Annotated in this window: 22 protein-coding genes; 11 read left to right on the top strand and 11 right to left on the bottom strand. The window is 54.6% G+C overall.

Annotated elements, in window-relative coordinates; translation table 11 throughout:
* Positions 1–30: 30 nt before the first annotated feature.
* From ACIPOO_RS14350 to ACIPOO_RS14360, 3 genes are all read right to left on the bottom strand, one after another.
* Complete coding sequence (locus ACIPOO_RS14350; protein WP_400607934.1) at positions 31–411, bottom strand: hypothetical protein; 381 nt, start codon at positions 409–411, stop codon at positions 31–33.
* 113 nt (positions 412–524) lie between these two features.
* On the bottom strand, positions 525–749 hold the full coding sequence (locus ACIPOO_RS14355) for a DUF6555 family protein (RefSeq protein ID WP_400607936.1): 225 nt from the start codon (positions 747–749) through the stop codon (positions 525–527).
* A 94-nt stretch (positions 750–843) separates the two neighbouring features.
* Positions 844–1,317: a hemerythrin domain-containing protein gene (locus ACIPOO_RS14360; protein WP_400607939.1), complete on the bottom strand. Its 474-nt coding sequence runs from the start codon at positions 1,315–1,317 to the stop codon at positions 844–846.
* Positions 1,318–1,630: 313 nt separating this feature from the next.
* Here ACIPOO_RS14360 and ACIPOO_RS14365 point away from each other — a divergent pair, with 313 nt between their 5' ends.
* The 6 genes from ACIPOO_RS14365 to ACIPOO_RS14390 all read left to right on the top strand — a co-directional run bounded on the left by ACIPOO_RS14365 (position 1,631) and on the right by ACIPOO_RS14390 (position 9,400).
* Complete coding sequence (locus ACIPOO_RS14365; RefSeq protein WP_400607941.1) at positions 1,631–2,446, top strand: alpha/beta fold hydrolase; 816 nt, start codon at positions 1,631–1,633, stop codon at positions 2,444–2,446.
* Positions 2,436–3,620 carry an ATP-binding protein gene (locus tag ACIPOO_RS14370; RefSeq protein WP_400607943.1) on the top strand — a complete coding sequence of 395 codons (1,185 nt, stop codon included), beginning with the start codon at positions 2,436–2,438 and terminating at the stop codon, positions 3,618–3,620. Before ACIPOO_RS14365 ends, ACIPOO_RS14370 begins: the two co-directional genes overlap by 11 nt.
* A 943-nt stretch (positions 3,621–4,563) precedes the next feature.
* Positions 4,564–4,815, top strand: a complete 252-nt coding sequence (locus ACIPOO_RS14375; protein ID WP_400607945.1) for a hypothetical protein — start codon at positions 4,564–4,566, stop codon at positions 4,813–4,815.
* Between the two features lie 399 nt (positions 4,816–5,214).
* A complete protein-coding gene (locus ACIPOO_RS14380) occupies positions 5,215–6,474 on the top strand; it encodes an acyl-CoA dehydrogenase family protein (RefSeq protein ID WP_341962762.1) in 1,260 nt (419 codons plus the stop codon).
* Positions 6,475–6,524: 50 nt separating this feature from the next.
* On the top strand, positions 6,525–7,967 hold the full coding sequence (locus tag ACIPOO_RS14385) for a cytosine permease (RefSeq protein ID WP_341964494.1): 1,443 nt from the start codon (positions 6,525–6,527) through the stop codon (positions 7,965–7,967).
* Positions 7,964–9,400 (top strand): aldehyde dehydrogenase family protein, encoded by a 1,437-nt coding sequence (locus tag ACIPOO_RS14390; protein WP_400607948.1) that lies wholly within the window; start codon positions 7,964–7,966, stop codon positions 9,398–9,400. The genes ACIPOO_RS14385 and ACIPOO_RS14390 overlap by 4 nt, the downstream gene beginning before the upstream one ends.
* Before the next feature lie 18 nt (positions 9,401–9,418).
* Here the strand turns inward: ACIPOO_RS14390 and ACIPOO_RS14395 are convergent, their stop codons facing one another.
* Positions 9,419–10,315: a LysR family transcriptional regulator gene (locus ACIPOO_RS14395; RefSeq protein WP_341964493.1), complete on the bottom strand. Its 897-nt coding sequence runs from the start codon at positions 10,313–10,315 to the stop codon at positions 9,419–9,421.
* Positions 10,316–10,436: 121 nt separating this feature from the next.
* Entirely contained in the window at positions 10,437–11,168 is a 732-nt protein-coding gene (locus ACIPOO_RS14400) for an MBL fold metallo-hydrolase (RefSeq protein WP_400607952.1), read from the bottom strand.
* Positions 11,169–11,179: 11 nt separating this feature from the next.
* Between ACIPOO_RS14400 and ACIPOO_RS14405 the strand changes: the two genes are divergently transcribed.
* Positions 11,180–11,380, top strand: a complete 201-nt coding sequence (locus tag ACIPOO_RS14405) for a GNAT family N-acetyltransferase (RefSeq protein ID WP_400607955.1) — start codon at positions 11,180–11,182, stop codon at positions 11,378–11,380.
* Between the two features lie 94 nt (positions 11,381–11,474).
* Here the strand turns inward: ACIPOO_RS14405 and ACIPOO_RS14410 are convergent, their stop codons facing one another.
* From ACIPOO_RS14410 to ACIPOO_RS14420, 3 genes are read right to left on the bottom strand one after another with little or no spacing between them, the layout of a single operon-like run.
* Positions 11,475–12,479 carry an efflux RND transporter periplasmic adaptor subunit gene (locus ACIPOO_RS14410; protein ID WP_400607958.1) on the bottom strand — a complete coding sequence of 335 codons (1,005 nt, stop codon included), beginning with the start codon at positions 12,477–12,479 and terminating at the stop codon, positions 11,475–11,477.
* On the bottom strand, positions 12,476–12,994 hold the full coding sequence (locus tag ACIPOO_RS14415) for a hypothetical protein (protein ID WP_400607961.1): 519 nt from the start codon (positions 12,992–12,994) through the stop codon (positions 12,476–12,478). Before ACIPOO_RS14415 ends, ACIPOO_RS14410 begins: the two co-directional genes overlap by 4 nt.
* Positions 12,995–14,413 (bottom strand): efflux transporter outer membrane subunit, encoded by a 1,419-nt coding sequence (locus ACIPOO_RS14420; protein WP_400607964.1) that lies wholly within the window; start codon positions 14,411–14,413, stop codon positions 12,995–12,997.
* Between the two features lie 216 nt (positions 14,414–14,629).
* On the opposite strand from ACIPOO_RS14420, the gene ACIPOO_RS14425 reads away from it, so the two are divergent.
* Positions 14,630–15,973 carry a CBS domain-containing protein gene (locus ACIPOO_RS14425; protein WP_400607967.1) on the top strand — a complete coding sequence of 448 codons (1,344 nt, stop codon included), beginning with the start codon at positions 14,630–14,632 and terminating at the stop codon, positions 15,971–15,973.
* Between the two features lie 174 nt (positions 15,974–16,147).
* Here ACIPOO_RS14425 and ACIPOO_RS14430 read toward each other — a convergent pair whose 3' ends face one another.
* On the bottom strand, positions 16,148–16,366 hold the full coding sequence (locus ACIPOO_RS14430; protein WP_400607970.1) for a hypothetical protein: 219 nt from the start codon (positions 16,364–16,366) through the stop codon (positions 16,148–16,150).
* 665 nt (positions 16,367–17,031) lie between these two features.
* Here ACIPOO_RS14430 and ACIPOO_RS14435 point away from each other — a divergent pair.
* The 3 genes from ACIPOO_RS14435 (at position 17,032) to ACIPOO_RS14445 (ending at position 19,337) form a co-directional block, all read left to right on the top strand.
* Positions 17,032–17,481 (top strand): hypothetical protein, encoded by a 450-nt coding sequence (locus tag ACIPOO_RS14435; RefSeq protein ID WP_400607973.1) that lies wholly within the window; start codon positions 17,032–17,034, stop codon positions 17,479–17,481.
* Positions 17,482–17,783: 302 nt separating this feature from the next.
* Positions 17,784–18,287 carry a DinB family protein gene (locus tag ACIPOO_RS14440; protein WP_400607976.1) on the top strand — a complete coding sequence of 168 codons (504 nt, stop codon included), beginning with the start codon at positions 17,784–17,786 and terminating at the stop codon, positions 18,285–18,287.
* A 366-nt stretch (positions 18,288–18,653) separates the two neighbouring features.
* Positions 18,654–19,337 carry a hypothetical protein gene (locus ACIPOO_RS14445; RefSeq protein ID WP_400607978.1) on the top strand — a complete coding sequence of 228 codons (684 nt, stop codon included), beginning with the start codon at positions 18,654–18,656 and terminating at the stop codon, positions 19,335–19,337.
* 256 nt (positions 19,338–19,593) lie between these two features.
* Here ACIPOO_RS14445 and ACIPOO_RS14450 read toward each other — a convergent pair whose 3' ends face one another.
* On the bottom strand, positions 19,594–20,907 hold the full coding sequence (locus tag ACIPOO_RS14450) for a PD-(D/E)XK nuclease family protein (RefSeq protein ID WP_400607981.1): 1,314 nt from the start codon (positions 20,905–20,907) through the stop codon (positions 19,594–19,596).
* A gap of 668 nt (positions 20,908–21,575) precedes the next feature.
* Complete coding sequence (locus tag ACIPOO_RS14455; protein WP_400607984.1) at positions 21,576–22,397, bottom strand: alpha/beta hydrolase; 822 nt, start codon at positions 22,395–22,397, stop codon at positions 21,576–21,578.
* Positions 22,398–22,410: the final 13 nt, after the last annotated feature.

Below are 22,410 nucleotides of genomic sequence, written 5' to 3' on the forward strand. Positions count from 1 at the left end.
GGTCGATCTACCATCATCCGGCACGTTGTTTTAGGTGTGGGGACTGCCTTCGTAATCAACCACTACGGTGCCGCAGGTAACCGATACCGAACCCCAGTCCCCTTTCAGGTGGTAAGTGGCACCTTCTATCCTGAATACGTCTACATTGCCTAAATCGGTGTCACCGTTCGCATCCCTAGATACCAAAACACTCCTTTCATGCCAAAGAACGCGCTGGGTCAGGCAGAAATGAATGTGTGCATTCCAATAGCAGTACGCTTCCCCATCTGCTGGTTTCACATAGAGGGGATGTGATTCGAGCAGCACCAACTCCATTGCAAATGACAAGGTTGATACGCCCTCCTCAATCGCAAGGACGTAGCTGTCTTCCAGGTAAATACTGGCAAAGCAGGTTTCATCGTAGTAATTCATAAGTCGCAGATTGTGCAGATCTCAAGTGGGATCGTAGCAGCTACTGTCAATCGCCACGGTCCGCTTTGGGTCGAAAGCGGACGCTCGCGTCCTTCTGTCATGCGGCAGAAGAGTTAGGTATTCGTCCACTCCACGCCCGTAACTCCCCTCTTTTCTGCTTGGGGCTTGCTGAGCTTCGGAGCTGGATCAAGTCGATATTTGGGAATCTGGCCAAAGCCTGCGTCTACGGTTGCCCAATGCCATGCCTCAGCATTATTCATGTTATCCGCATAGATGCGGAATGATTTGAATGTTCCGTGGAGCAAGTAGTCGATCCGGTAATGAGTGGAGCGGGACATATGAGCCTCCTGGACCCCGTGAACGGGTTTGTTGTTGCGCAACAAACAGACGCAGAAACGCCCAGCGATGAGCTGGGCGCGGTGACGGTTTGGCTTACGCAGCTATTCCAGACAAAGATGCTTTCTTGTAATCGGCTTTCATGGCTTCCATTTGCGCACCCAGCTCGTCGAGCTTAGCCTTGCCGAGAAGCTTTTTCGCCTGAGGAAACATCTCGGATTCCTCCTCTTCGATGTGGTGTTCAAGCAGCTCCTTGACGACCTTCACACGACCCGAAAATTCGGGGGTGGCGGGGTCGGTGTTCTTCAGGTCTGGGAGGACTAGAGAATCGACCGTGCGATGCTCTTCCTTGGCTTCGTAGTACATGATGTCCTGCTCTTTCGATCCAGCCTCTTTGAAGGCCGGGTAAAGAATCTCTTCTTCCAGCTTGGTGTGAATGGTGATTTCCATCTCCAGCTTTGCAAGGAGGTCGACGCGTTTTTTCACGCCCCGCTCTGTGGATTCGCTCAACTGAGTCAGGATGGCCTTGACGCGTTCGTGGTCGGCTTTGAGAAGGTCGATGGCGTTCATAGTGTTTCCTCTGGTATCACGGAGAGCGAACGGGTCTGGATGCCTGTCCTGCTACTAGCTCCAACTACGTTGCAGCGGCCGTGCCATCGGAAAAATATGAATTTATAGATCGTTTTCAGCGGGTTACGAAAAGTAGTCCATATTGATATCGGGCGTACTGCACGAATCTACGCGAACGAATAGTGCAATAACGCTGCCTGATCTAGCTTCTTCCCCCATGAAATCTCCTGCTCCGCTTGCTCCCGTTTCTCCCGTCACGCACTATCTGTGCCTACCGTAGCCACCGTGGCTTTGGCCAGCCGGGTATCGCTCAATGGACCTTTGCCACCGCAACAACGTCACCGTCCATGAGGATGGTCCCGCGACCCTGATCTTCTCTCACGGCTTTGGCTGTGATCAGACCATGTGGAACTACTTGTATCTCCACTTCACCGAACGCTTTCGGGTAGTGATGTATGACCACGTTGGAGCAGGCCGGTCTGACCTGAGCGCTTATGATTCAGAGAAGTACAACGCTCTCGCCGGGTACGCAGCAGACCTGAGCGAAATCATCGATATGTACGCCGTTGGCCCGGTTATCCTGGTGAGCCACTCAGTGAGCGCGATGATAGGCGCTCTCGCAGACCGTTTGGTCCCAGGCCGAATCACCGCTCACGTCATGGTCGGTCCATCGCCTTGTTACATTGACTCGGGCGATTACGTGGGTGGCTTCAAACTCGAAGATATTCACTCGCTCCTCGATACCCTCGACAGCAATTACCTCGGATGGTCGAGCACCATGGCTCCGGTCATCATGGGCGCGCCGGGGCAGCCTGCTCTGAGCGAGGAACTCACCAACAGTTTCTGTCGAACCGAACCCGATATCGCCAAGCAATTCGCTCGTGTCACGTTCATGTCTGATAACCGAGCGGATATCGCAGGTCTGCTAACTCCGACGTTGATTTTGCAATCGACCGAAGATCTCATCGCGCCGGTTGCAGTCGGTGAATACCTTCATGCAGCCTTGCCTGCCAGTACGCTGTGCCTCGTCCCCAACGTGGGCCACTGCCCACACATGAGTTCGCCGAGTGCATGTTCTGACGCCATGGACGTTTTCCTGTTGCCGTGGGCAGGCGTGCATGTCAACTGATCTCCCTGTACCGGATTTCGAAGCACTCTTCGAGGGGGCGCCCTGCGGCCTGGTTGTCACTACGCAAGACGGATTGATCCTGCGCAGCAATCGAATCTTCTGCGAGTGGTTGGGTTTCAAGCAGTCAGAGTTGCAAGAGCGGCGCTTCCAGACGTTGCTCACCATGGGCGGACGCATCTTTCACCAGACCCATTGGGCTCCCCTGATGCAGATGCAAGGATCAGTAGCCGAGGTAAAACTCGATTTTCTCCATCGTGACGGACGCACCGTCACCATGCTTCTCAATGGTGTTCGTCGTGATCATGCAAACGGTGCGTTCTACGAACTGGCTCTGTTTGGCACAACCGACCGCGACAGATACGAGCGCGAGCTGCTCAGCGCACGTAAGCATGCGGAGGAACTGCTGAGGGAAAAAACGGCTGTTGAATCGGCACTGCGACAAACCAAAGCAGACTTGAACGTCGCCTACGAAAAGTCACAACGGCGGGCCTTGTTTGCCGAGCAAATGGTTGCCATTGCCAGCCATGATCTTAAAAATCCGCTGACGGCAATAGGGATGGCCACAGATATGCTGGCCCAAGGTGAACGTAGTACCAGGGAGGCGAAGCTGCTGGAGCACATCGCCAGGTCGTCCAACAGGGCTCAGCGTATGATCGCCGACCTTCTGGATCTTGCCTTGGCGCGGGTGGGCAATGGCATTGGCGTGACGCATTCGGCAGCAGACCTGCACGAAGTGGTTCACGGCAGCGTCAGTGAGCTGCGACTGGCCTTTCCCGATGCAGCAATCCGGCACCAATCGATAGGTATGGGACATGTCGAGCTGGACGCCGACCGTATCCAGCAACTGGTGGGTAACCTGGTGGCCAACAGCGTGGCGTACGGTGATCCCCATCAACCAATAACCATCATCTCCATGCTGGAAAGCGGTATCGCAACGGTATCTGTACAGAACTGGGGATCAGTCATTCCCGGATCAGCGATGGGAAGCCTGTTTGAGCCAATGACTCGCCATAGTGCCCGCGACGACGAAGTGAGAAGCGTCGGCTTGGGCCTCTTCATTGTCAGGGAAATCGCGAAAGCACATGGCGGTGATGTCAGTGTGAGTTCCGATACCGCTGGCGGCACCATATTCACCGCCAGTTTCCCCGCCACCCCATCGAATGGGCTCTCGTAATTCACCAGTGGTAGTCACGCAGCTCGCTAGTGGAACCAGCTACATCCGAGCTACTACAGGACTGGATTCAGAGCTGAGATCTGGCGCGCCCTTTCTTCCCGCCAAACCAGCGCAAGGCCTTGGTCGTGATCCAAATGGTTTGGGTAGTACTCCTCGACGATCATCTCACCGGTGCTCAGATAGACACCGATAAAGACCTGGACGATACCCTGTCGAGACGTTCTGATCCGAACATCCAGTTGAAGTCCTTCAGCCGTCTGTACAGTCCGGTTCTGACTGATGAGCATGCAATCTGCCCATTCCCAGAATATTCCCTGCCGCCGCATAGGATGCATTAAACGATGTCCATTAAGGGCTGCTGGGAGACATTCGTTATGCGCATAGATCCAGCGGACCACGTCATACGTTTAGCGAATCTCGTTGGATGCTTTGAGTCCTTATGCCTGTGGGCAAAAACGGTGGTGCAGGCACGCGGCTAATCTCTGGTGCAGAAATAACTCGTCATCGAAACCGCTCACAAATCAAGTCCAGTTCCTGCCAAGGTCGGGCATGCTGCCCAGCATGTCCACAGCCTGGAGCATGCACGAAATCATCAAGCTTCAAAGCCTCCGGCTGCTCTGCATAGCAATTTCTGCAAGAGATGATTCCGCCAGTAATCCTCCAGCTTTGGTTCCATGCGATCAGATCTTCGTTGGCGGTCATCATTCGTCATCGCAATGCGGTAAGGTCTTCAATGGATGAGATGCGCCTCGCATGGTTCCCAGCTTTGACAGCCCCCCGCGCTTGGGTGCAGAACTCCTCTGATGGGCACCACGCGTGGTGCATCTGCTGGATGCCAAAAGGCCATGCCATGATCTAAGATACCCTGCCCATGCACGCGCGCTGACATTTCCGAAAAAATAATTGCATTACCGCCCCTGCCATTCTCCGAAAGAGACACGAAATGACTGATCGCTACGGCCTTCCCTCGGGATTACCTGACTCGATCTACGCCACCTGGTTGAGTGCATTGCGTGAAATCAAGGACAGCTCATCCAGCGCCATTGGCAGAGAGCGCTATCAATTCTGCTGCGGTTACATCCAGGCGCTTCAAGATAGCGGTTTGTTGGACTCACGCGTATGCCGTCAGCTTAATAGCCAAGTCCAAGAATTATGGGTAGACACTCTTACGTCACTGAATCGGCGAGGCATCTGATATTTCTCGCAGGTGGCCTAGTGGCTTACGTGATCTGCTCTCAAGCGCCGTTCAGAGGTCGCTGGCGCGAGTGTCAGCTTTCGGCCAGAAGCGGTCATTCATAGCCTCATAAACTTCATTATCAGAGGTTCTAATTCTACCCGCCGCGCCAGTTGGCATCTTACGTACTGACGCCTTTCAACCGCTCCGCTAGCCAGTTCCGCAACTCACGCGTCCTTTCTCGAAGGCACACCCCCCCTCGCATCAAACATCAATGAATTCTGATGCCAGCCTGAAAAGATATGAATTCGTATTGATGTTTTGCCACCTTAAGATCTTTCCAGCTCCTGCAACTGGAGGACTTCGGGTCGTTGCACCTGAAGTGACGCAACACAACGATTATAAAAATGAGGAACAGTGATGCCCGTTGACTTCACGCTGACTGACGCCCAAAAGAAAGCTCGCGAAGACATGCGCGAGTTTGCTCATAAGCATTTATCGAAAGTTGAGAAGGCAATAACACCCTTCAAAAGCCCTGAAGAACGACTGAAGGTGATCCGGCCAGTCTTTCAAGAGATGGTCAAAGCCGGTTTTCTCAAATCAATTATCCCTGAAAGGGATGGCGGCACTTATCAAGGCTTGCTTGACCTGATTATCAGTGGTGAAGAAGCGTCGGTCGGCGACGTCAACGTGAGTTGTGCGCTATTTTCCTGCGGGCTTGCCCTGTCTCCGATCATCTCGCACGGCACCCTCGACCAACGTAAACAGTTTTTGACGCCTTTCCTCGCCGATCACGGCGCGCCTCTGGCAGCGCTTGCATTCAGCGAGGTCGGAGGTTCGGCGAACTTCGACGACCCTGATCCAGCGGCTGGCGTGCGTACATACGCTTACCGTGATGGCGACGAGTGGGTGATTTCAGGCGATAAGTTCTTCATTACCAATGGCTGGGGTTGGGAAGGTGAAGGTGCCGATCTGTTTGTGGTTTCTGCCCGTACCGACTTGAGCATTCCGTCCAGCGATTCGCTTGCCGTTTTTGCCGTACCGCGCCCCTCGCAGGGCCTCTCATTTGGCCAGTCGTTGGAGACTATGGGGCATCGCGCGACGCCCTCACCCCGAATCAGGTTCGACAAGGTACGCGTTCCTTTAGATCACATGATCGGTAAACCCGGGGATGGCGCGGCCATTCTGGCCCAGACATTCGCCTGGTCGGGCGTAGGTGTCGCCGCCGAAGCAGTCTGCGTCATGCGCCAGGCTTTCGAGGCTGCCTTGAACTTTGCGAAAACCGATACCCGCAACGGTTCGATGCCAATCATTGCCCATCAAAATGTCGGCTACATGCTGGCGGACATCAAGATGCGCCTGGAAGCCGCGCGCTACATGGCTTGGAAAGCCGCGCACTACTTCGATCAAACCGATGGCGCGGGTACTGAACTGGCCGTCATGGCCAAGGTGTATTGCTCCGAACAAGCCGTACAAATCGTATATGACGCGATGCGCATCGTCGGTATCGAAAGCTATGCCGATGAAATGCCGTTCACCCGCCTGCTGCAGGACGCGATGGCCTTCCCGCTCTACGACGGCGGCAACATGGGCGTGCGCCGGCGCGAACTGCACAAGATACTGCAGAGCGATGGCTATGACCCTATGGCCGCCTCGGAAGGCCGCGTCCTGCCCAGATAAGCGAACTGTAAAAAACGCTGAAAACAATAATTACAGGTGTGAGGTTCAACATGACAACTCAGCACAGTAGCGAGACGGGACGCCCGATCATCGAAGTCCGCTCGATCGACTATGTTCCGCGCAACGAGCGACACGGCAAGGTTTGGCACCAGGGGCCGTTCTGGTTTGCCGGCAATTTTGTGATCATGACGATGATCATCGGCTTTATCGGGCCATCGATGGATTTGAGTGCCCTGTACTCGATGCTGGCCATTGCCCTTGGCGTGGGTTTCGGCACCTTCTTCATGGCCTTCCATGCCAATCAGGGCCCGACGATGGGCCTGCCGCAGATGATCCAGTCCCGCGCGCAGTTCGGTATTCGTGGCGCGATCCTGCCGCTGGCGGCCGTGGTGTTCTGCTACATCGGTTTCAATGTGTTCAACGTAATCCTCGCCACTGATGCCGTGCAGACCGTGGTGCCCGGCGCGCGGCAACCCTGGTATGTGCTGTGGATCGTGGCGGCCGCCCTGCTGGCTGTGGTCGGTCATGATCTTTTGCACATCGTGCAACGCTGGCTGACCTACCTGATCATCGCGGTCTACAGCGCGATGACGGTGGCAGCGATCTGGACCCTACACGCGGACTCGGCGCTGGCCCAATCAAATTTCTCCCTCGATGCTTTCCTGTTGCAACTGGGCGCCGCCGCCGGCTATCAAATTAGCTACTCGGTCTACGTATCGGATTACTCGCGTTACCTGCCCCACGACACCCCTGCGCGAAAAGTAGTCTGGTGGACTTACCTGGGCGCGGCCGGCTCTGCCTTGTGGCTGATGTCGCTGGGCGCGTTCATTGCATCAGCAATGCCCGAACCCAATGCCATTGGCAGCCTGCGTCAGGTAGGCAATCAATTCATCCAGGGCTTCGGCACCTTTACCGTGCTGATTTCCATACCGACGCTGATCGGTATCATGGCGGTCAATTTTTACGGCGCCATGCTCACCGGTATCAGTACGCTGGATGCCTTTCGCAAGTTCACACCAGGCCTGCGCAGCAGGATAAGCGGGATCGCGATCACTGCCGTGATCGTATTCGTCATCTCCATCGCCATTCCGGACAAGTACCTGGCCAGCTTCAATACGTTCATCTTGCTCATCCTGTACTTCCTGATTCCGTGGACGGCAGTGAACCTGGTGGATTTCTATTTCGTCCGCAAAGGCAACTATGCGATCAGCGAGATGTTCAACCCGGCTGGCATCTATGGCCTCTGGTCCAGATCGGGGCTGACGGCCTATTTCGCCGGTTTGCTGGCCATGGTGCCCTTTATGTCCCTGAGCTTTTACACCGGTCCCATGGCCCGGGCCCTTGGCGGTGCCGACATCGCGTTCATAGTCGGGTTGCCCGTTGCCGGCATCGGCTATTGGCTGATGAGCCGCGGCCTCAACCTGGGCAACGAAGCCCGCATGGTTCTGGCGAGTGAACAATTATTGGAAAACGCTTCGGGAGCACAATCGTGAGCACACCCCATTACATCAATGGCCGCTGGGTTTCGGGCAACAGCATCAACCGCATCACGGCTTATGACCCCTCCCTGGGGCAACCCTTCGACGAGCTGGACGCGGCAGATGCTGCACAGGTGGATGAGGCTGTCACTGCCGCACGCCGCGCGTTGCCCAACTGGAGCAAAGCAGGTGCGGTGACTCGAGCGGACTACCTGCAAGGATTCGCCGACAGCCTTGAAGAACGTCGCGAAAATCTGATCTCGTTACTCATGCAAAACAACGGCAAGCCGCGCCACGAGGCCAGTGTCGACATTGATGATGCCGTAGCAACCTTCAGGTATTACGCCAATCTGATTCGTCCCCTGAATGGTCAGCCAGACAACGCCGTAGCGCTGTCAACAGTGGCCTTCAGTTCCCACGTGAGACTGGAAGCCATCGGTGTGGTCGGCTTGATCGTGCCGTGGAATTTCCCCCTGGTGACCAGCGCCTGGAAGCTTGCACCCGCACTCGCCGCCGGTTGCACGGTAGTGCTCAAGCCATCCGAGATCACGCCATTGACCGAGCAGGTATATGGCCAGATCGCCGATGAACTGGAGTTGCCTGCGGGTGTACTGAACATCGTCATGGGTCTGGCCGACACAGGCGCAGCACTGAGCGATCATCCGGGCATCGACAAACTTTCATTCACAGGCAGTAACGCGGTGGGCAGCCTGGTCATGCGCACTGCGGCCACATACTGTCGACCGGTCACCCTTGAATTGGGCGGGAAGTCCGCGATCCTAGTGTTTGAAGACTGCGACCTCGATCAGGCAGTCGAGTGGATCATCGCCGGTATCTGTTGGAATGCTGGTCAAATGTGCTCCGCCACCTCGCGTCTGCTGGTGCATGAAAGCATCGCCGATGCACTGATGCTGCGCTTGAAGTCAGCGTTTGAAAAACTGCGTATTGGTAACCCATTGACGGGTGAAGTCGACATGGGCCCACTGACGAGCAAGGCGCAGTGGGTAAAGGTCAACGAGTATCTGGCCATCGCCGACGCCGAAGGATTGCACTGCCTCACGGGCGCGGGCACCCTGCAGTCCGGGCCTGGCTGGTTCGTCAGCCCGACGATCTACTGCGATGTCCCTTCCAATAGCCGTCTGTGGACCGAGGAGATCTTCGGCCCCGTGCTCTGTACGCAACGCTTTGCAACACAAGAGCAGGCCGTGGCGATGGCGAATGACAGCCGCTTCGGCTTGGTCGCCACCGTCATCAGTACTGACCTGGCACGAGCAGAACGCGTTGCCGAGGCGCTGGACGTTGGGCATGTGTGGATCAATTCGGTTCAAGTGGTCTTCGCACAAACGTCCTGGGGTGGCACCAAAGGCAGTGGCATTGGCCGCGAACTGGGGCCCTGGGGACTGTCGGCCTATCAGTCGGTCAAACACATCACGCGGTTTATCGGCTGACACATCGCACATCCAGCCTCACAGGCCGTGCACGGCAAGCAGATCCGCGATGAATGCGCGGACTGCTTCGCTCTGCGGATGGCCGATGTGGGTAATCAGGCTGTGTTGCATCTCATATCGTAGCGTCTCGGCGTGCAACACCCCCATCTGCCCGGCTTCCACCCAAGGCCGGGCGTAGTGCGCGGGCAAATACCCCAGGTGTGTGCCGGCGAGCACCGCATGCACGACGGCTTCTACATGATAGGCAGTCGCTGATGCCCGTTCGGGTGCCGGTGGCTGCATGAGATCGAGTGGCAAGAAACCGTACTTGATCCAGTTGCTGGCCTTGACCTGTTCCAGGCTTGGCTGTTCCACCCCGAACAACGGATGCGCTCTTCCACAAAACACGGCGACCTCTTCGTTGTACAACGGCTGGTAGTTCAGCGTAGGCAGCGAGCGGCTGAAATAGGAGACGGCCATGTCCAACTGCCCATCGATCACCGCAAGCTCAAGCTCGGTGGGTGAGTTGACGAAGATATGGAGATGCGTGTCATGTTCGCGCTGATGGAAACGTGCAATAGCCGCATCGATATGGGCACTCGGCAAGGTCGCGATATTGTCGGCGAGCCCCAGATACAGATTGCCCACCAATCGCCCCGTCAGCTCCTGTGCCTCATCGCGAAACGCGTCCAGAGCGCCAAACAGGGCCCTTGACGCTTCAAGGATACGCTGGCCTTTCTCGGTCAATCGGAACCCGCCCTTGCCTCGCTCGCAGAGTCGATACCCAAGGCGTTTTTCCAATCCCGAGATCTGCATGCTGATGTTCGACTGACTCATGTTCAACTCGGCTTGCGCCGAGGTGAACCCACCACATTTCACAACCACAGAAAATATGCGCAACAAGCGCACATCCATGTCCGAAACATTTCTGAGCATAGAAATCTCTGTCCAGGCAACCCGATAGACAAACAACAAGCGCTCATTTCACTGACCGCTAGCTATTCAACGGCTTGAGCCAGACAGAGTCAATCCAGTTACAGGGGCAACACCCGCCCGATCAGATCGTCGCCTTGGCTGATGTGCCCTGAAGGTATTGCCTCGCAATGGCTTTCATCTGCTCTGAGGACATGACGGCGCCATGTCCTCCGTGTATGCACTGCACATCCAGTTCGATCAAGCGTTGCATCGTCTGACGATAAAGAACCTGGCTCGAGCACGGCAGGTTATCGACCAAACCACCGATATAGATGACATCACCGCTGAAAAGTACACCCGCCGATTCGTCGAGCAAGCCAATGGAACCATGAGAGTGACCGGGTAAGTGAAGTACCCGAAATTGCTTGTCTCCGAGATCGATAATCTCTCCCTCGTCCACGGTCTGGGTCAATGGAGCCGGCCTGATGCGGTGGCTGTCGGGCGACCAGTTCAGGCAAGGTAATTGTTCCACCGCGCCCGGCAAGCTGCGAAAAACATGCGCCAAGGTGTCCTGATCAACCATGCGGGCAAAATCTTGCGCCTCGGCAGGGTGTCCAAGACGTGTTTCGAACTCATGGAACCCGCCGACATGGTCGGCATGAATATGGGTCGCCACCGCAATGAGCCGCTTGCCTTCCTCCAGATCCAGGGCCGGTCGCAACGGAACCAACCCCATGCCGAAATCAATCACCAGATCGGCATCGCGCCCTCGCACGTGAAAGAGGTTGGCGGCAAAGTAGCGGTGCACATGAGGCTCGCTCAAGCGCGTGATGCCATCGCCCATGCCCTGCCTTTCGTACCATTGATCCCTCATGGGGCACCTCAATGCAGAAGCTGGCGTTCACGCAGGCTCGTACAGGAAGGCTGCGGCGTGTTTATGTAACTCCTGCGTCACGGAGGCAACAGGTTGGGAGAAAACTGGTAAGCGCCTTGCTTGCCCACGCCGCTTTGCATTTTGAAACTGTGCGTCTCCACACCGACACTGCGCAGGGAAGCGATTTTACCTGTCCTGCGGCTTCACGCTAACTGAAGAAGCTCAGGCGACGCACATCGTGCAGCTCAGAAACCTCTGACCCTGTCAGCTTTCGGCCAGAAACGGACGCTCGCGACGCTGGCGTTGTCAGAAAGCTTTCAGATAGGATTTAGCCGCGCTGAAACGCAGCAACATCCCCGCCACCACATCGAGAAAGCCGAGCGCTTCTGCCGGTTTCCTAGCCGCAATCCAGGCCTGCCCAGTCGCCCCTATCGGTATATCGATGCCTTCTGGATCCTCAAACTCAAGGACGACCGTTCGCCCGACATCGTTCATATTCCTCATGACGTGCTGGGTGACGGTCTGAGGAGTCGGCAGCAATGAACCCTGGGATTCGCCATTCCCCCCAGAAATACTCTGCACGCGGGCCCGGAAGATTTTGCCGGGGTAGGCATCAACGTAGAATTCGGCAAATGCCTTAGGTTCGATGTAGCCATACACCTGATCGGGGATGCGCAGTTCAATGAATTTCTTATCGGTGAACATGGTGATACTCGCGGGGCGAACCTCACCGAAATACTGTCCTTCGGACAAATACACCACGTTGACCTGGCCATCGACTGGCGCACGCACTAATGCCTTATCGATCTTCCATTGCAGATCAGCCATATCCTGTTCAGCTTTGATGACATGATCACGCTGGGTATCCAGCTCGGCAGTCTTCGCGTCGAATTCTGATTGCGGCACGATGTCGCCGCGCAATTTGCCTAGGCGCCTAAGGTCGACCTCAAGCTTATTGAGTTGAGTCTTTGTCTGCGATATCTCTGCCCGCTTGGCGGCCATTTGCATCTCGTAACGATCAGTTTTGAAGCTATAAACCGGGTCTCCAGCCTTCACTCGCTGATTGTGAGTGACGTAGATTTTGTCGATCTCGCCCCCTGCGGGCGTATTCAAAACGATATGGGGCGCCTTGACGGTGGTGGTTGCAGTCATGTCTATGAACGCCAGATAGCGCGTCAGCGTCAGCACCATTAGCAGGAGGAAAATGGCACCACAGCCCATCGCGATATAATTGCCGACACTGCGTTTAACAATGCCGAATTTCAGTAACAACCAGCAAATCAGGATGTAAGGAACCATGATCAACTTCATGGGCGTGGCTCCTGACGACCTGAGATCGGTTGAGTTGGGGTGTCTACAGGCTCCAATGGAGTTTCGACTATAACAGTCTGTGGTGGCTGCATTTCCTCTTGGCCAACCGGCGCTTCCAAATCGGCAGCAGCTATTTCAGGTTCGCTGTTGACGGTCGGAGGGTTGGAAGTGGCATCGCGAGCACGACGCGCGATACTGAGCACCCAATCGTCCACAGCGTCCCAATCCATGTAGGCGATGAACAGTGCTACGGCCCACACCCAGGGCACGAAAAGTCCCAGCAGGGTCAGAGCACTGACTAGTTCTGCCTGGCGCATTTTTTTGCGCTCCGCCTTGTGCTTGGGAAGCTCGTGCAGATGCCACGCGTACATCAGGGCAACCACGATGGCGATAAGCAGTCCGGGTAGCAGCAGGTACATCACCCAGTCAGCATCCAAGGTATTGCGGTAGAACCCTTGTGGCTCATTGATAAAGTATCCAGCAGGCTTGGGGGCGTCATAAACGTGAAAAAGCATTTAGAAGCCTCCTCCTATAGCCTTAAAGAACTCAGCGCGGGCGACATACTGGGACAGCTGGGCATCTGTGCGCGCGGTCTGCGCATTGAGGAACTCGATGGTTTCCGCGAGCACTTCAAATTTGCTTGAGCGCCCAGCGTCATAACTTCGTTCCGTAAGCGCGAGCGCCTGTTTACGAATCTTCACTGCTTTGACTGCCGCATCGACCTGGCGGTCTCCAGCATCGCGGTCGACCATCGCTGCATATACGTCTCGAAACGCAAGGGCAACCGTGTGCCGGTACTGGGCGATGGCCTCATCTTTTCGGGCTGTCGCAGCATCGACTTTCGATTGCAGAGATCCGCCATCGTAAATGGGGGCGCTTACACCGGCGCTCAAATCACTGAACACCGGGAATCCAGAGATAGCGGATGAGGATGAGGCAATCAACCCAGCGAGCAGCGCCAGGTTCAGGCGCGGGAAACGTTCGGCGTGAACAGCATTCACATCGGCATGGGTGGCGGCTAACAATTGCTCTGCTGAAGCAACATCAGGGCGACGCAGGAGGAGTCCAGAATCAAATTCGTTGGGCACCTCAGGAAGCCTCGGAAAAACACCTGCGCGTAACAGCGGCTCATTCATTTGCCGAGGAGAACGGCCAATGAGGATGGCCAGGGCAAGCTGGGCGTGCTCAATCGCCGCCTCGATGTCAGGGATGCGGGCTTCAACAGCAGCAAGTTCGGCAAGGCTCTGGTTGTAAGCCATCTCAGTACCGATGTCGGCCTTCCAGCGGCGTTTTTCGAGGGCAGACGCCGACGACAGATTGCGCTCTGTGTCTTGGATGATCCGTAGATTGGTATCAAGCGCGATGAGCTGAAAATAGGTTTCAACCACCGTTGTCGAAATAGAGAGCGTTATGGCGTTTCGGGTGTGCTCCGAGGCGGCAAGGCGAGCGAGCGCGGCCTTATTCATCTGCCGGATTCGCCCCCACAGGTCGATCTCCCAACTAACACCAACGCCGCCTGTTGCCGACGTCGTGGTGTGATTGAGATCCTGGTTTCCGACCGAAAGTTGGCGCCTGCTGGAGGACGCATTGCCCAGCGCATCAGCCCGTGGGGACGACATAGCATTTGCAGCACCCACATTGGCGCGTGCCTCGGCTACGTTCGTGGCAGCTTTCGCAAGATCAAGGTTATTGGCGAGCGCATCAGCGACCAAACGGTTGAGTGATTCATCGCGGAAGGCCTTCCACCACTCACGATCAACACTCAGGGGTGGCAACGTCGGATCTGGAGCAGGTACTTCCACGGCTGGCGTAACGTGAGTTGGCCATTGCTTTTGCCAACTTCCCGTGCAGCCTGAGAGGCAGGTCGTTAGCGTCAGCGCTACGGCGAGTCCTGGCGACATCCACGATTTACTGCTCGCCAGCGTCGTGCTCATGCTTATCCTTGCCCCAAATGCTTTCCTAATAGCCAAAATAGCGGCGCCACCCCATTTCGGCAACTCATCTATTTTCTATATCACTTTGGAGCTAGCTCGAAGTAAGGAGCGCAACTCAATATGCGTGCTCTGGTATTTGCGGTTTCGGAGAACACCTGATATTAAAAAGCTGAGCAACGCATAGGCACATCATTTCTTGGTAATGGAAGACGAATTATGGAATGGATGGCGGATCCGACGGCATGGCTTGGCTTGCTGACTCTCATCGTGCTGGAGTTAGTGCTCGGCATAGACAATCTGGTTTTCATCGCCATCCTCGCTGACAAGCTTCCTCCAGAACAACGCGACCGTGCTCGTCTCATCGGATTGTCCCTTGCACTGATAATGCGACTGGGCCTCTTGGCTGGTATTTCGTGGATGGTCACTCTGACCAAGCCGCTGATTACGGTTTTTGAGCACTCATTTTCCGGGCGTGATCTGATTATGTTTTTCGGCGGCGTCTTCCTTCTGTTCAAAGCAACCATGGAGTTGCACGAACGCCTGGAGGGCCACTCTGCCCAGCGTAAAAACAACCTCGGTTACGCACTGTTCTGGCCGATTGTGATGCAGATCGTTGTTCTGGATGCCGTGTTCTCGCTGGACGCGGTCATCACCGCTGTCGGCATGGTGGATGAACTCTCGATCATGATGATCGCTGTGATCTTCTCCATCGTGATCATGATCGTTGCAAGCAAACCCTTGACCAGCTTCGTCAATGCGCACCCAACCGTCATCATGCTGTGCCTGGGCTTTTTGTTGATGATTGGCTTCAGCCTGACAGCGGATGGATTGAGCTTTCACATTCCGAAGGGCTACCTGTATGCAGCCATCGGGTTCTCGATTCTCATCGAACTGTTCAACCATATTGCACGCGCACGCCGCAAGAAATCCTTGCAAGGCGAGCAGACGATGCGCGCCCGAACGGCACACGCCGTGCTGCGTCTGCTAGGTGGCAGAAAACTGGAAGAAGGCGAAGTCAGTGAAGAGATCATGGATCTGGTCGCGAGCGATAATCAGGAACCTGTTTTTGAGCGACAAGAGAGAGTCATGATCAGTGGGGTACTGAACCTCGCCGACCGTACAGTGCGCTCAATCATGACGCCCTCTGGCGAAATTGATCATGTTGACCTGCGCGTGCCGCAGGCAGATGTAAAAATGGCAGTGATGCAGTCCAGCCATTCCCGGTTGCCCGTTACTGGCATCCAGGGCATCAGCGACGCTCAAGGGTTTGTTCAGAAGAAGGATGTTTTGCAAGCATTGCTAGCCGAGGGCAGTCCTAATTTCGAGGAACTGGTTTCGCCCGCCATCAGATTGTCCGCCAATCTTTCAATTCTTGATGCGCTGGAACAGATGCGCGATAAATCGACCCATGTTGCACTCGTGGTCAATGAGGGTCAGGCAGTCATTGGGCTCATCACAATGACCGATATCCTCGAATCCATCGCAGGGGTGCTACCCGACGTTGCGGATTTTAGAAAACCTGACATTGAGCAAAGGCCACGTACTTTAAGCCAACCTTGATCACGCTGGACAGCCTCAAAAGCGTGATCACAGGCTGCCTTTACCTACCTAACAGCCTCACAAAAACTTAGAGCTAAACGCTACAGATCAGCGATCTGGTGCGCCACCGCATTGAGTGATGTCTGGAGGGTTGCACTGACCTGCGAGCGTCCGCTTTGGGTCGATAGCTGCCATTCAGTGCAGATGAAAAAGCCTCAAAATCAAGCCCGACGCTTTCTCGCCGTCTGCCTCATAAAGGCTACCCAATGCAGCCTGATCGGTAATTTTGTGCAGTTGGAAGTGGTTATAGAACGCTTGGCCCAGCCGCTGCTGCTCGAAGTTTCCCTGGCTCCACAAACGCGTAAACTCTTCATAAGCGGCGCGTTCGATCTGCAACGACGAATCGTTTTCCATTTTCAGGCTCCCATCAGCAAGACGACCGAAACGTACCAACTCGATACCAAACCTTCAAGCTTCTCCCAGGCAGACAATCAGCTATCGGCCAGAAGCAAACTTCGGACCTAAGGTAGTTCGAGGAAGAGGAAAATCAGAATGACAGCACTTCTGACCAATAACGCAGCGACCCAGCTTGGGGCTGGATGTTTGAGCCTGATCGAATGACCCGGATAGCTCATTGCCATTCGATCATCGACGTACTTTGCCACATCAAGCACAGTGGGCCGGAGTGGGCGCAACGTAACGTCTACATATGCTTTCCCACCCCATCAAATGCTTGGGTTCTGGTGTACCCGCTTCAGATCTCAGTGCCCCATACTTTGATTTCCTGTACACCTGCAAAGAGCCGCCTCAGGAAACGCTGTCCGCACTGCTAGGGAAAGATCCACAGTGCTCAGTCATCGACTGGTCGCCCGGACGATCGGCCTGCACCGAAGCTCATGAAACAGATGTTGAGGCGCTCGCTGAAATTATCCGGGATCTAGCTGAAGCTGTTTGCGATGAGCACATCACGTTCGTCGATGCTTCGTACGAGGAATGGGTCAAGCGTGATCTTCCCAAACGTGTTCGCAACGCCGTTTTACGTCACAATATCAGCCCAAACGCTAAGCGATGGACCCACAATGCGTATTGTGCAAGCTACCCGTTCAGACGAAATCCTCAGGCTTGAGCATCTCTTGTACGGATTCAACTATGCCGTCTGGATAAACACCTATGGACCTTTTGACCTGAGCAAAACACTTGAGGCACAGCTGTTCCATGCCGCTGGCAATGACGTAATCATTGGTGGCAAGTCTCGCGTAACGGCAAGCGAAGCTCGCAGGGAGATCACAGAGCACATGCTGCATTTGGGTGATGGTGGTTATGGCCCAATAGATCTAACAGAGAAACGCTCAGAAATTCTGATCCTGCTAGAGACGCTATTCGCCTATGTGAACCTTGACCAAGCCAGCGCCATCACTTCATTTTGCCTAACAAAAGGCCATCCTGCGTATCCAGTGTTCTGGGAGTTCTCGTTCGATATTACTGCTCATGGTAAACGATGGATTCTGATGGGTAGCAGCAGCGACTAGACTAAAGGGGCCTGGCTTTTCAAACACCGTTTTAGCCAAGTTCAACCTGCTACTAATGACTGTTATGGGTCTACTCCAGCCGGTCGAGGGCATCCAGTGCGCCGGTCAAGTCTCGTGCAAACGCCTGGTCACGTCGAATGCAAATGACTGGTCAGTGGCAATGCAAACGGGTGGTCAAGTGGAATGCAATTCTCCAGTTATCAAGTCATGACCCTGTGACCGACCGCTCCGGGTCGATAGCTGCCGCCTACACGGTAGTGCTACCCTTTCGCCGGACTTGAGTCGACGCGTAGGAGGCGAAAATGTTGAAGGATGCATACAGTTATAAGGTGTGGGCCGATGAGCGCACCTTGGCCGCTTTGGCAGACTTTGAAGGGAAGGACCAGGCCTCGCCAGCGTTCGCATTCATGCGCCAACAGCTCAATCATGTGGTCATCGTCGAGGAGCTGTTCAAAGCCCGCCTGCTGGGCGAGCTAGCGCCACATCCCGCAACCAATACCGAGGTCGTTCCTGATCTGCACGTTCTTACGCGGCGCCTGACTGCAAGCAACGCGTGGGCCACCGATTACCTGGCGCGCCTTGCCCCGACTGAATTTTGCAGCGCCGTAAGTTTTGTGTTTACGGACGGGCAGCACGGGACGATGACCCGCCAGGAAATCCTCTTCCACCTGATCAACCACGGCACCTACCACCGGGGTGCGATTGGCCATGCCCTGGATCTGGGCGGCGGCAAACGTCCGGCCGATACTTACAGCGTGTTCGTTCACGGCGCCGAGCCGCAGCGTCGCCAGCGGGCCTGTGGGTAGACGCGGCATCACGTGTCTCCAGGTATGCGCATTTGATGATGAGCGCTTTAACGCGGCATATTGGGGCTCGACATAAGGACATAGGCCATGACTAAACTCGAGCATATCGTTCAGAAGCTGTCCCTCGGCGAGATAGCTACGGCCCGCATGAGCACCAGTAGTCGGTCAACACGGCGACATGCTGCTAGTGACTTAGTAATTTCTGTGCAGTTTTTTCGCATCCCACCGCGCCTCGGGATATCTTTCACTTCTAACCAATCTCAAGGAAAGTGTAGTGAGCATTAATGAAAATACTCGGCGGGGCAAAGTTTTGCCCTGTAACCATATACCGAGCTCTTTTAACCTCAGATTTGAAAGTATTGTCCTATGTTAAAGGCACTTCTTATTTTAATCGGCGTGATGTGTGTGGCAATTCTGATAACGTGGCTCGGCAAGCCAGCATGGCGACCAGCCATTGAAAGCGCATCGTCTGTTTTCTCTCTAGTCGCGAGCGTTGCAGCCCTCACTGTTTTTGCTCAATTTTACGTGACATTTACTCAAGCTAATGATGCTACGGCCGAAAAGGATCGCTTAGCTAGAGCACTGCTTGTATCTAGGGTGACCGCGCTTTCAGCCGAAATTGCCTCGAGCATTCAGGTCTGCAACCTAATGCAAGGTGAACAGGATCTTTACCAGTCCGGCACGATGGTTCCCGGTATTAAATTCCAATTTTTCGTATCGTCTGACCTGATAAGGACTGGAGAAATTACGCATCACAAGCTTCGCGCCGAGCTAATGTCGTTAATCATGCAAATGGAAGCACTTAACTCAGTGATTGAACGGAGTGCCTATCACATGATGTTTCGCGGAGCGTTGGGTCAAGAAGGTCGCGAGGCCATCAACATGTCCATGGCGGCATCAATGCACTTGTTGCTATCCAAAATCTCTCCGCTAAGAACTCAGCTTATTGAGACTCAGCCACTCATCGAAGAATTGCTGATGGATCCAAATAAGTACGCGGATGAGGAGTACCTACGGGGTAAGTTGTTATCCGACGGCCTAATTCGTTAAGCGAGAAGCTATTTACAACTTTTTCGCCAGACTGGCTGTCTGCTTAATGTCGCTGCCAGGCGCTTCTGTAGGTGTGCATTAGGCCGTTCGGCATCGAGGGATGATGCGCGAACGGCCGCTTGTGGCTACAGCTGCGCTCCATGAGGGACTGCTTTGGGTCGATAGCGGACACCCCTTGGGTCCGCTAGAGCCTAACTGGCTCCAGTTTTGACCGAAAAACAGCCAAGCATTGGTTACCACATTCGACTCAAGACGCTCATGGGGCTTTAAGGAACTCCTTGATTCGTCGCTCAACCCTCTCAATGGTTTCTGCGGCCACGGTTATGGCTTCTGCGGGCGTGACATGCTCAGCTAGCAAGATACGCCGTCTATCTGAACTGACGCGTTTGCCTAACTCTTTGAACTCAGGCTCAAAGAAATCTCGCAATGCCGGTTCAGAGCAGGTAGAGGGATCGAATGCGCTTTTTACCCAAACGAGCTTTACGTTGAACTTTGGAGATTTAGCCGTGGAAATTTGATTCAGACGATATAGATCAATGTAAATCGCCCAGTGATCATCTCGCTCTATCCTCTGGGCCGACGGAGGTTTTATGACAAACCAATAACTGCCCTCATGAATACAATTCGCAGGCATAGACGGCATCGCCTTTTTAAGCTTTGGCAGAATACTGGCTACACCTTTGACGCTCATTAATTTTTGGCAGACTACTTTGTGCTGGGCCAAGAATAGAGTCAACTCACCTTCATGCCCTTCCAGTGCTGATGAGACCCAGCGATCCATCGCGGTATTGTTGAGCTTACGAAGACACTCTATTACGGTTGGGTGAGACAGCACCAAATCTGCCATTATCTCGGCAATTTCCTTTCTCGCTGGGTCCTCCCAACTTGTGACACTTTGACAATAGGAAGCCAGCATTTGCGCTGCTTGATTTCCCCGAGTAAGGTTATGCCGTGCTCGATTCGCGGATAGTTCCAGCCACTGATAGTCCATTAAAGCCCAACGCTTACCTAATGCGCCAATCTGTTCCTCCGTATAAGCCTCTAGATCCTTGTCAAGAACGACAAACGCGAGATCGTATTCAGAGAAAACTTTTCGAGAGGAAAGCTGCGCTTTAACTGCGAATACATATTTCTCAAGCTGGGCAGAGCTAAGCGATGCTTTTACCTTGTTTTCTATAGCGATGAGGATTTTGTTCTGAGGATCTACCAAAAAAAGGTCCAGTCGACCGTTGGCAGTACCATCGTCCACTTTGATACTCAGCTCGCGCGTCACGAATGCGGCACCGAAGCTCGTCGTTCTGATTCGTCCCGGCGTCCACTCGGCGAAAAATTTCTTATTATCGTAGGTGCAACCCTCGCTGGCGGCGTATGCGCCCTCTAGAAAGTCACGTATCACCGCATCACCTTGCGCATGGCCTTCATTGGGATTCATGCACCACGCGAGCATGCTCGAATTCTGGTTTTCACCGAGTTTGATAATGTCGAAAATATTATTCGATATCTTATTTAGTTCAATCAGCTCAAGCAGCTGCGGATCTCTAAGAAAGCTATACAGCTCGTGTGCGTCCAATGTCCAACCCTAAATATAGATTCTATTGGAGATAACAGATAAGGCTCACCAGCCCTCAAGGGTATCACATAGCCATCACATTAGGCTATTGTAAAGAGCATTTGCCAATCGGCGGGATGCGAAGTGCTCTATTGGTCGAGCGGGGGTCAGGTGCATGAATCCTGTGATTCCTTCAGCGCTCATTTTTCAAAATACGAGCACATGCCTCAAGTATCTGAATCAGTATGAGCAACTAAGTACCGCATCGAAGTGATCCACGATGGCTCTGAGGGTGATTCACGCCGCAGAGTCGGTGAGTTGGTGGACGCGCTCGGAAAAATCTGAGTTTGCGGCTTGATGCTTCAGCTGATCCAGGCATCATCCTTTGCCGATGTGAGAGACAGCTATCGGCCAGAAGCTGACACTGATGAGACCAAGGTTCAGCACCCTCGCATGTTTTTCGATCATTAGCGCATTGAACCCAGTGCGTGCAGAAGCACACCCTAGTGAGTACTCACGTCGCAGGGGATCTAAAACTTTCGATTCGCGTGATGATATGCCGGAAAAAAACAGCTCCCGCGAATCCGTCCAAGTAGACGGAGGTGATCAACTGTCACGGGAGCTGGAAAAGAGCGAACGATTACTGCGTGCTTGGGAACCGATCCCAAGGCAGAGATTCTGGCGAAGGCTCAGCCCTGCCTTTCGAGCACGTGATCGGTCAGGTTCATGAATTCGACTGCACGCCCGATGACGTCATTGTCGGCAAGGATGCGTCGATGGCCGAGCCCGTGGGTTTCAACCAGAGTCGAATGCACCCACGCCTTCTGCAGCGCCCGCGATTGCGCGACCGGCACGACCCGGTCATCGCGATCATGGATGATCAAGCCTGAATGTCCGAGCCCCATACCCAGCGCGGGAAGATCGACAGACGCCAGCGTAGCTCCCATGAACGCCTCCACCCAGCTGGAGAAAGCGGCTGTTTGCCGATCGTCCAGAAAGTGGGCACGTGCAATCCCCAGCACGACAGAAGTCATCGAACTGGGCCCGCAAACGTGAACGCTTCGCCGGGCGGACAACCCGTTGTTCAAGGCCCATAGCGCAGCAGTGGAGCCTGCGGAATGGCCGATAACTCCATGAACATCGCCCAGATGCTTTGCCAGTTTCAGTGCTGCCTTGCCCGCGTGAATCACGCTCGATACCTCTGCACCAGAGTGGCCATGGCCCGGCGCATCGAACACGGCAACGGAGAACCCTGCGGCAACCAGTGGTTTTACAAACCCCATCAGGTGTGAACCTCGGCTGGACCAGCCGTGCATCAGCAGGATGAGCGGCCCGCTGCCATACATCCAGAAAGCCAGGCGCTCCGCGTCGACGTCCAGCGACGCCTGCCATCCCTTACCCAGAAAGCTCACTTCACTCCACGAGGCAGAAACCCGCTCGGGTACGGCAAACGCTCGGCACGCCGCTTCAAGATCGGGGTCGGCAACGTTCAATTCGGCAAGAAGGTTCACGATGCAGCTCCTT

It is taken from the genome of Pseudomonas sp. NPDC090201 (genome assembly GCF_044746825.1).
Taxonomy (GTDB): domain Bacteria; phylum Pseudomonadota; class Gammaproteobacteria; order Pseudomonadales; family Pseudomonadaceae; genus Aquipseudomonas; species Aquipseudomonas putida_AD.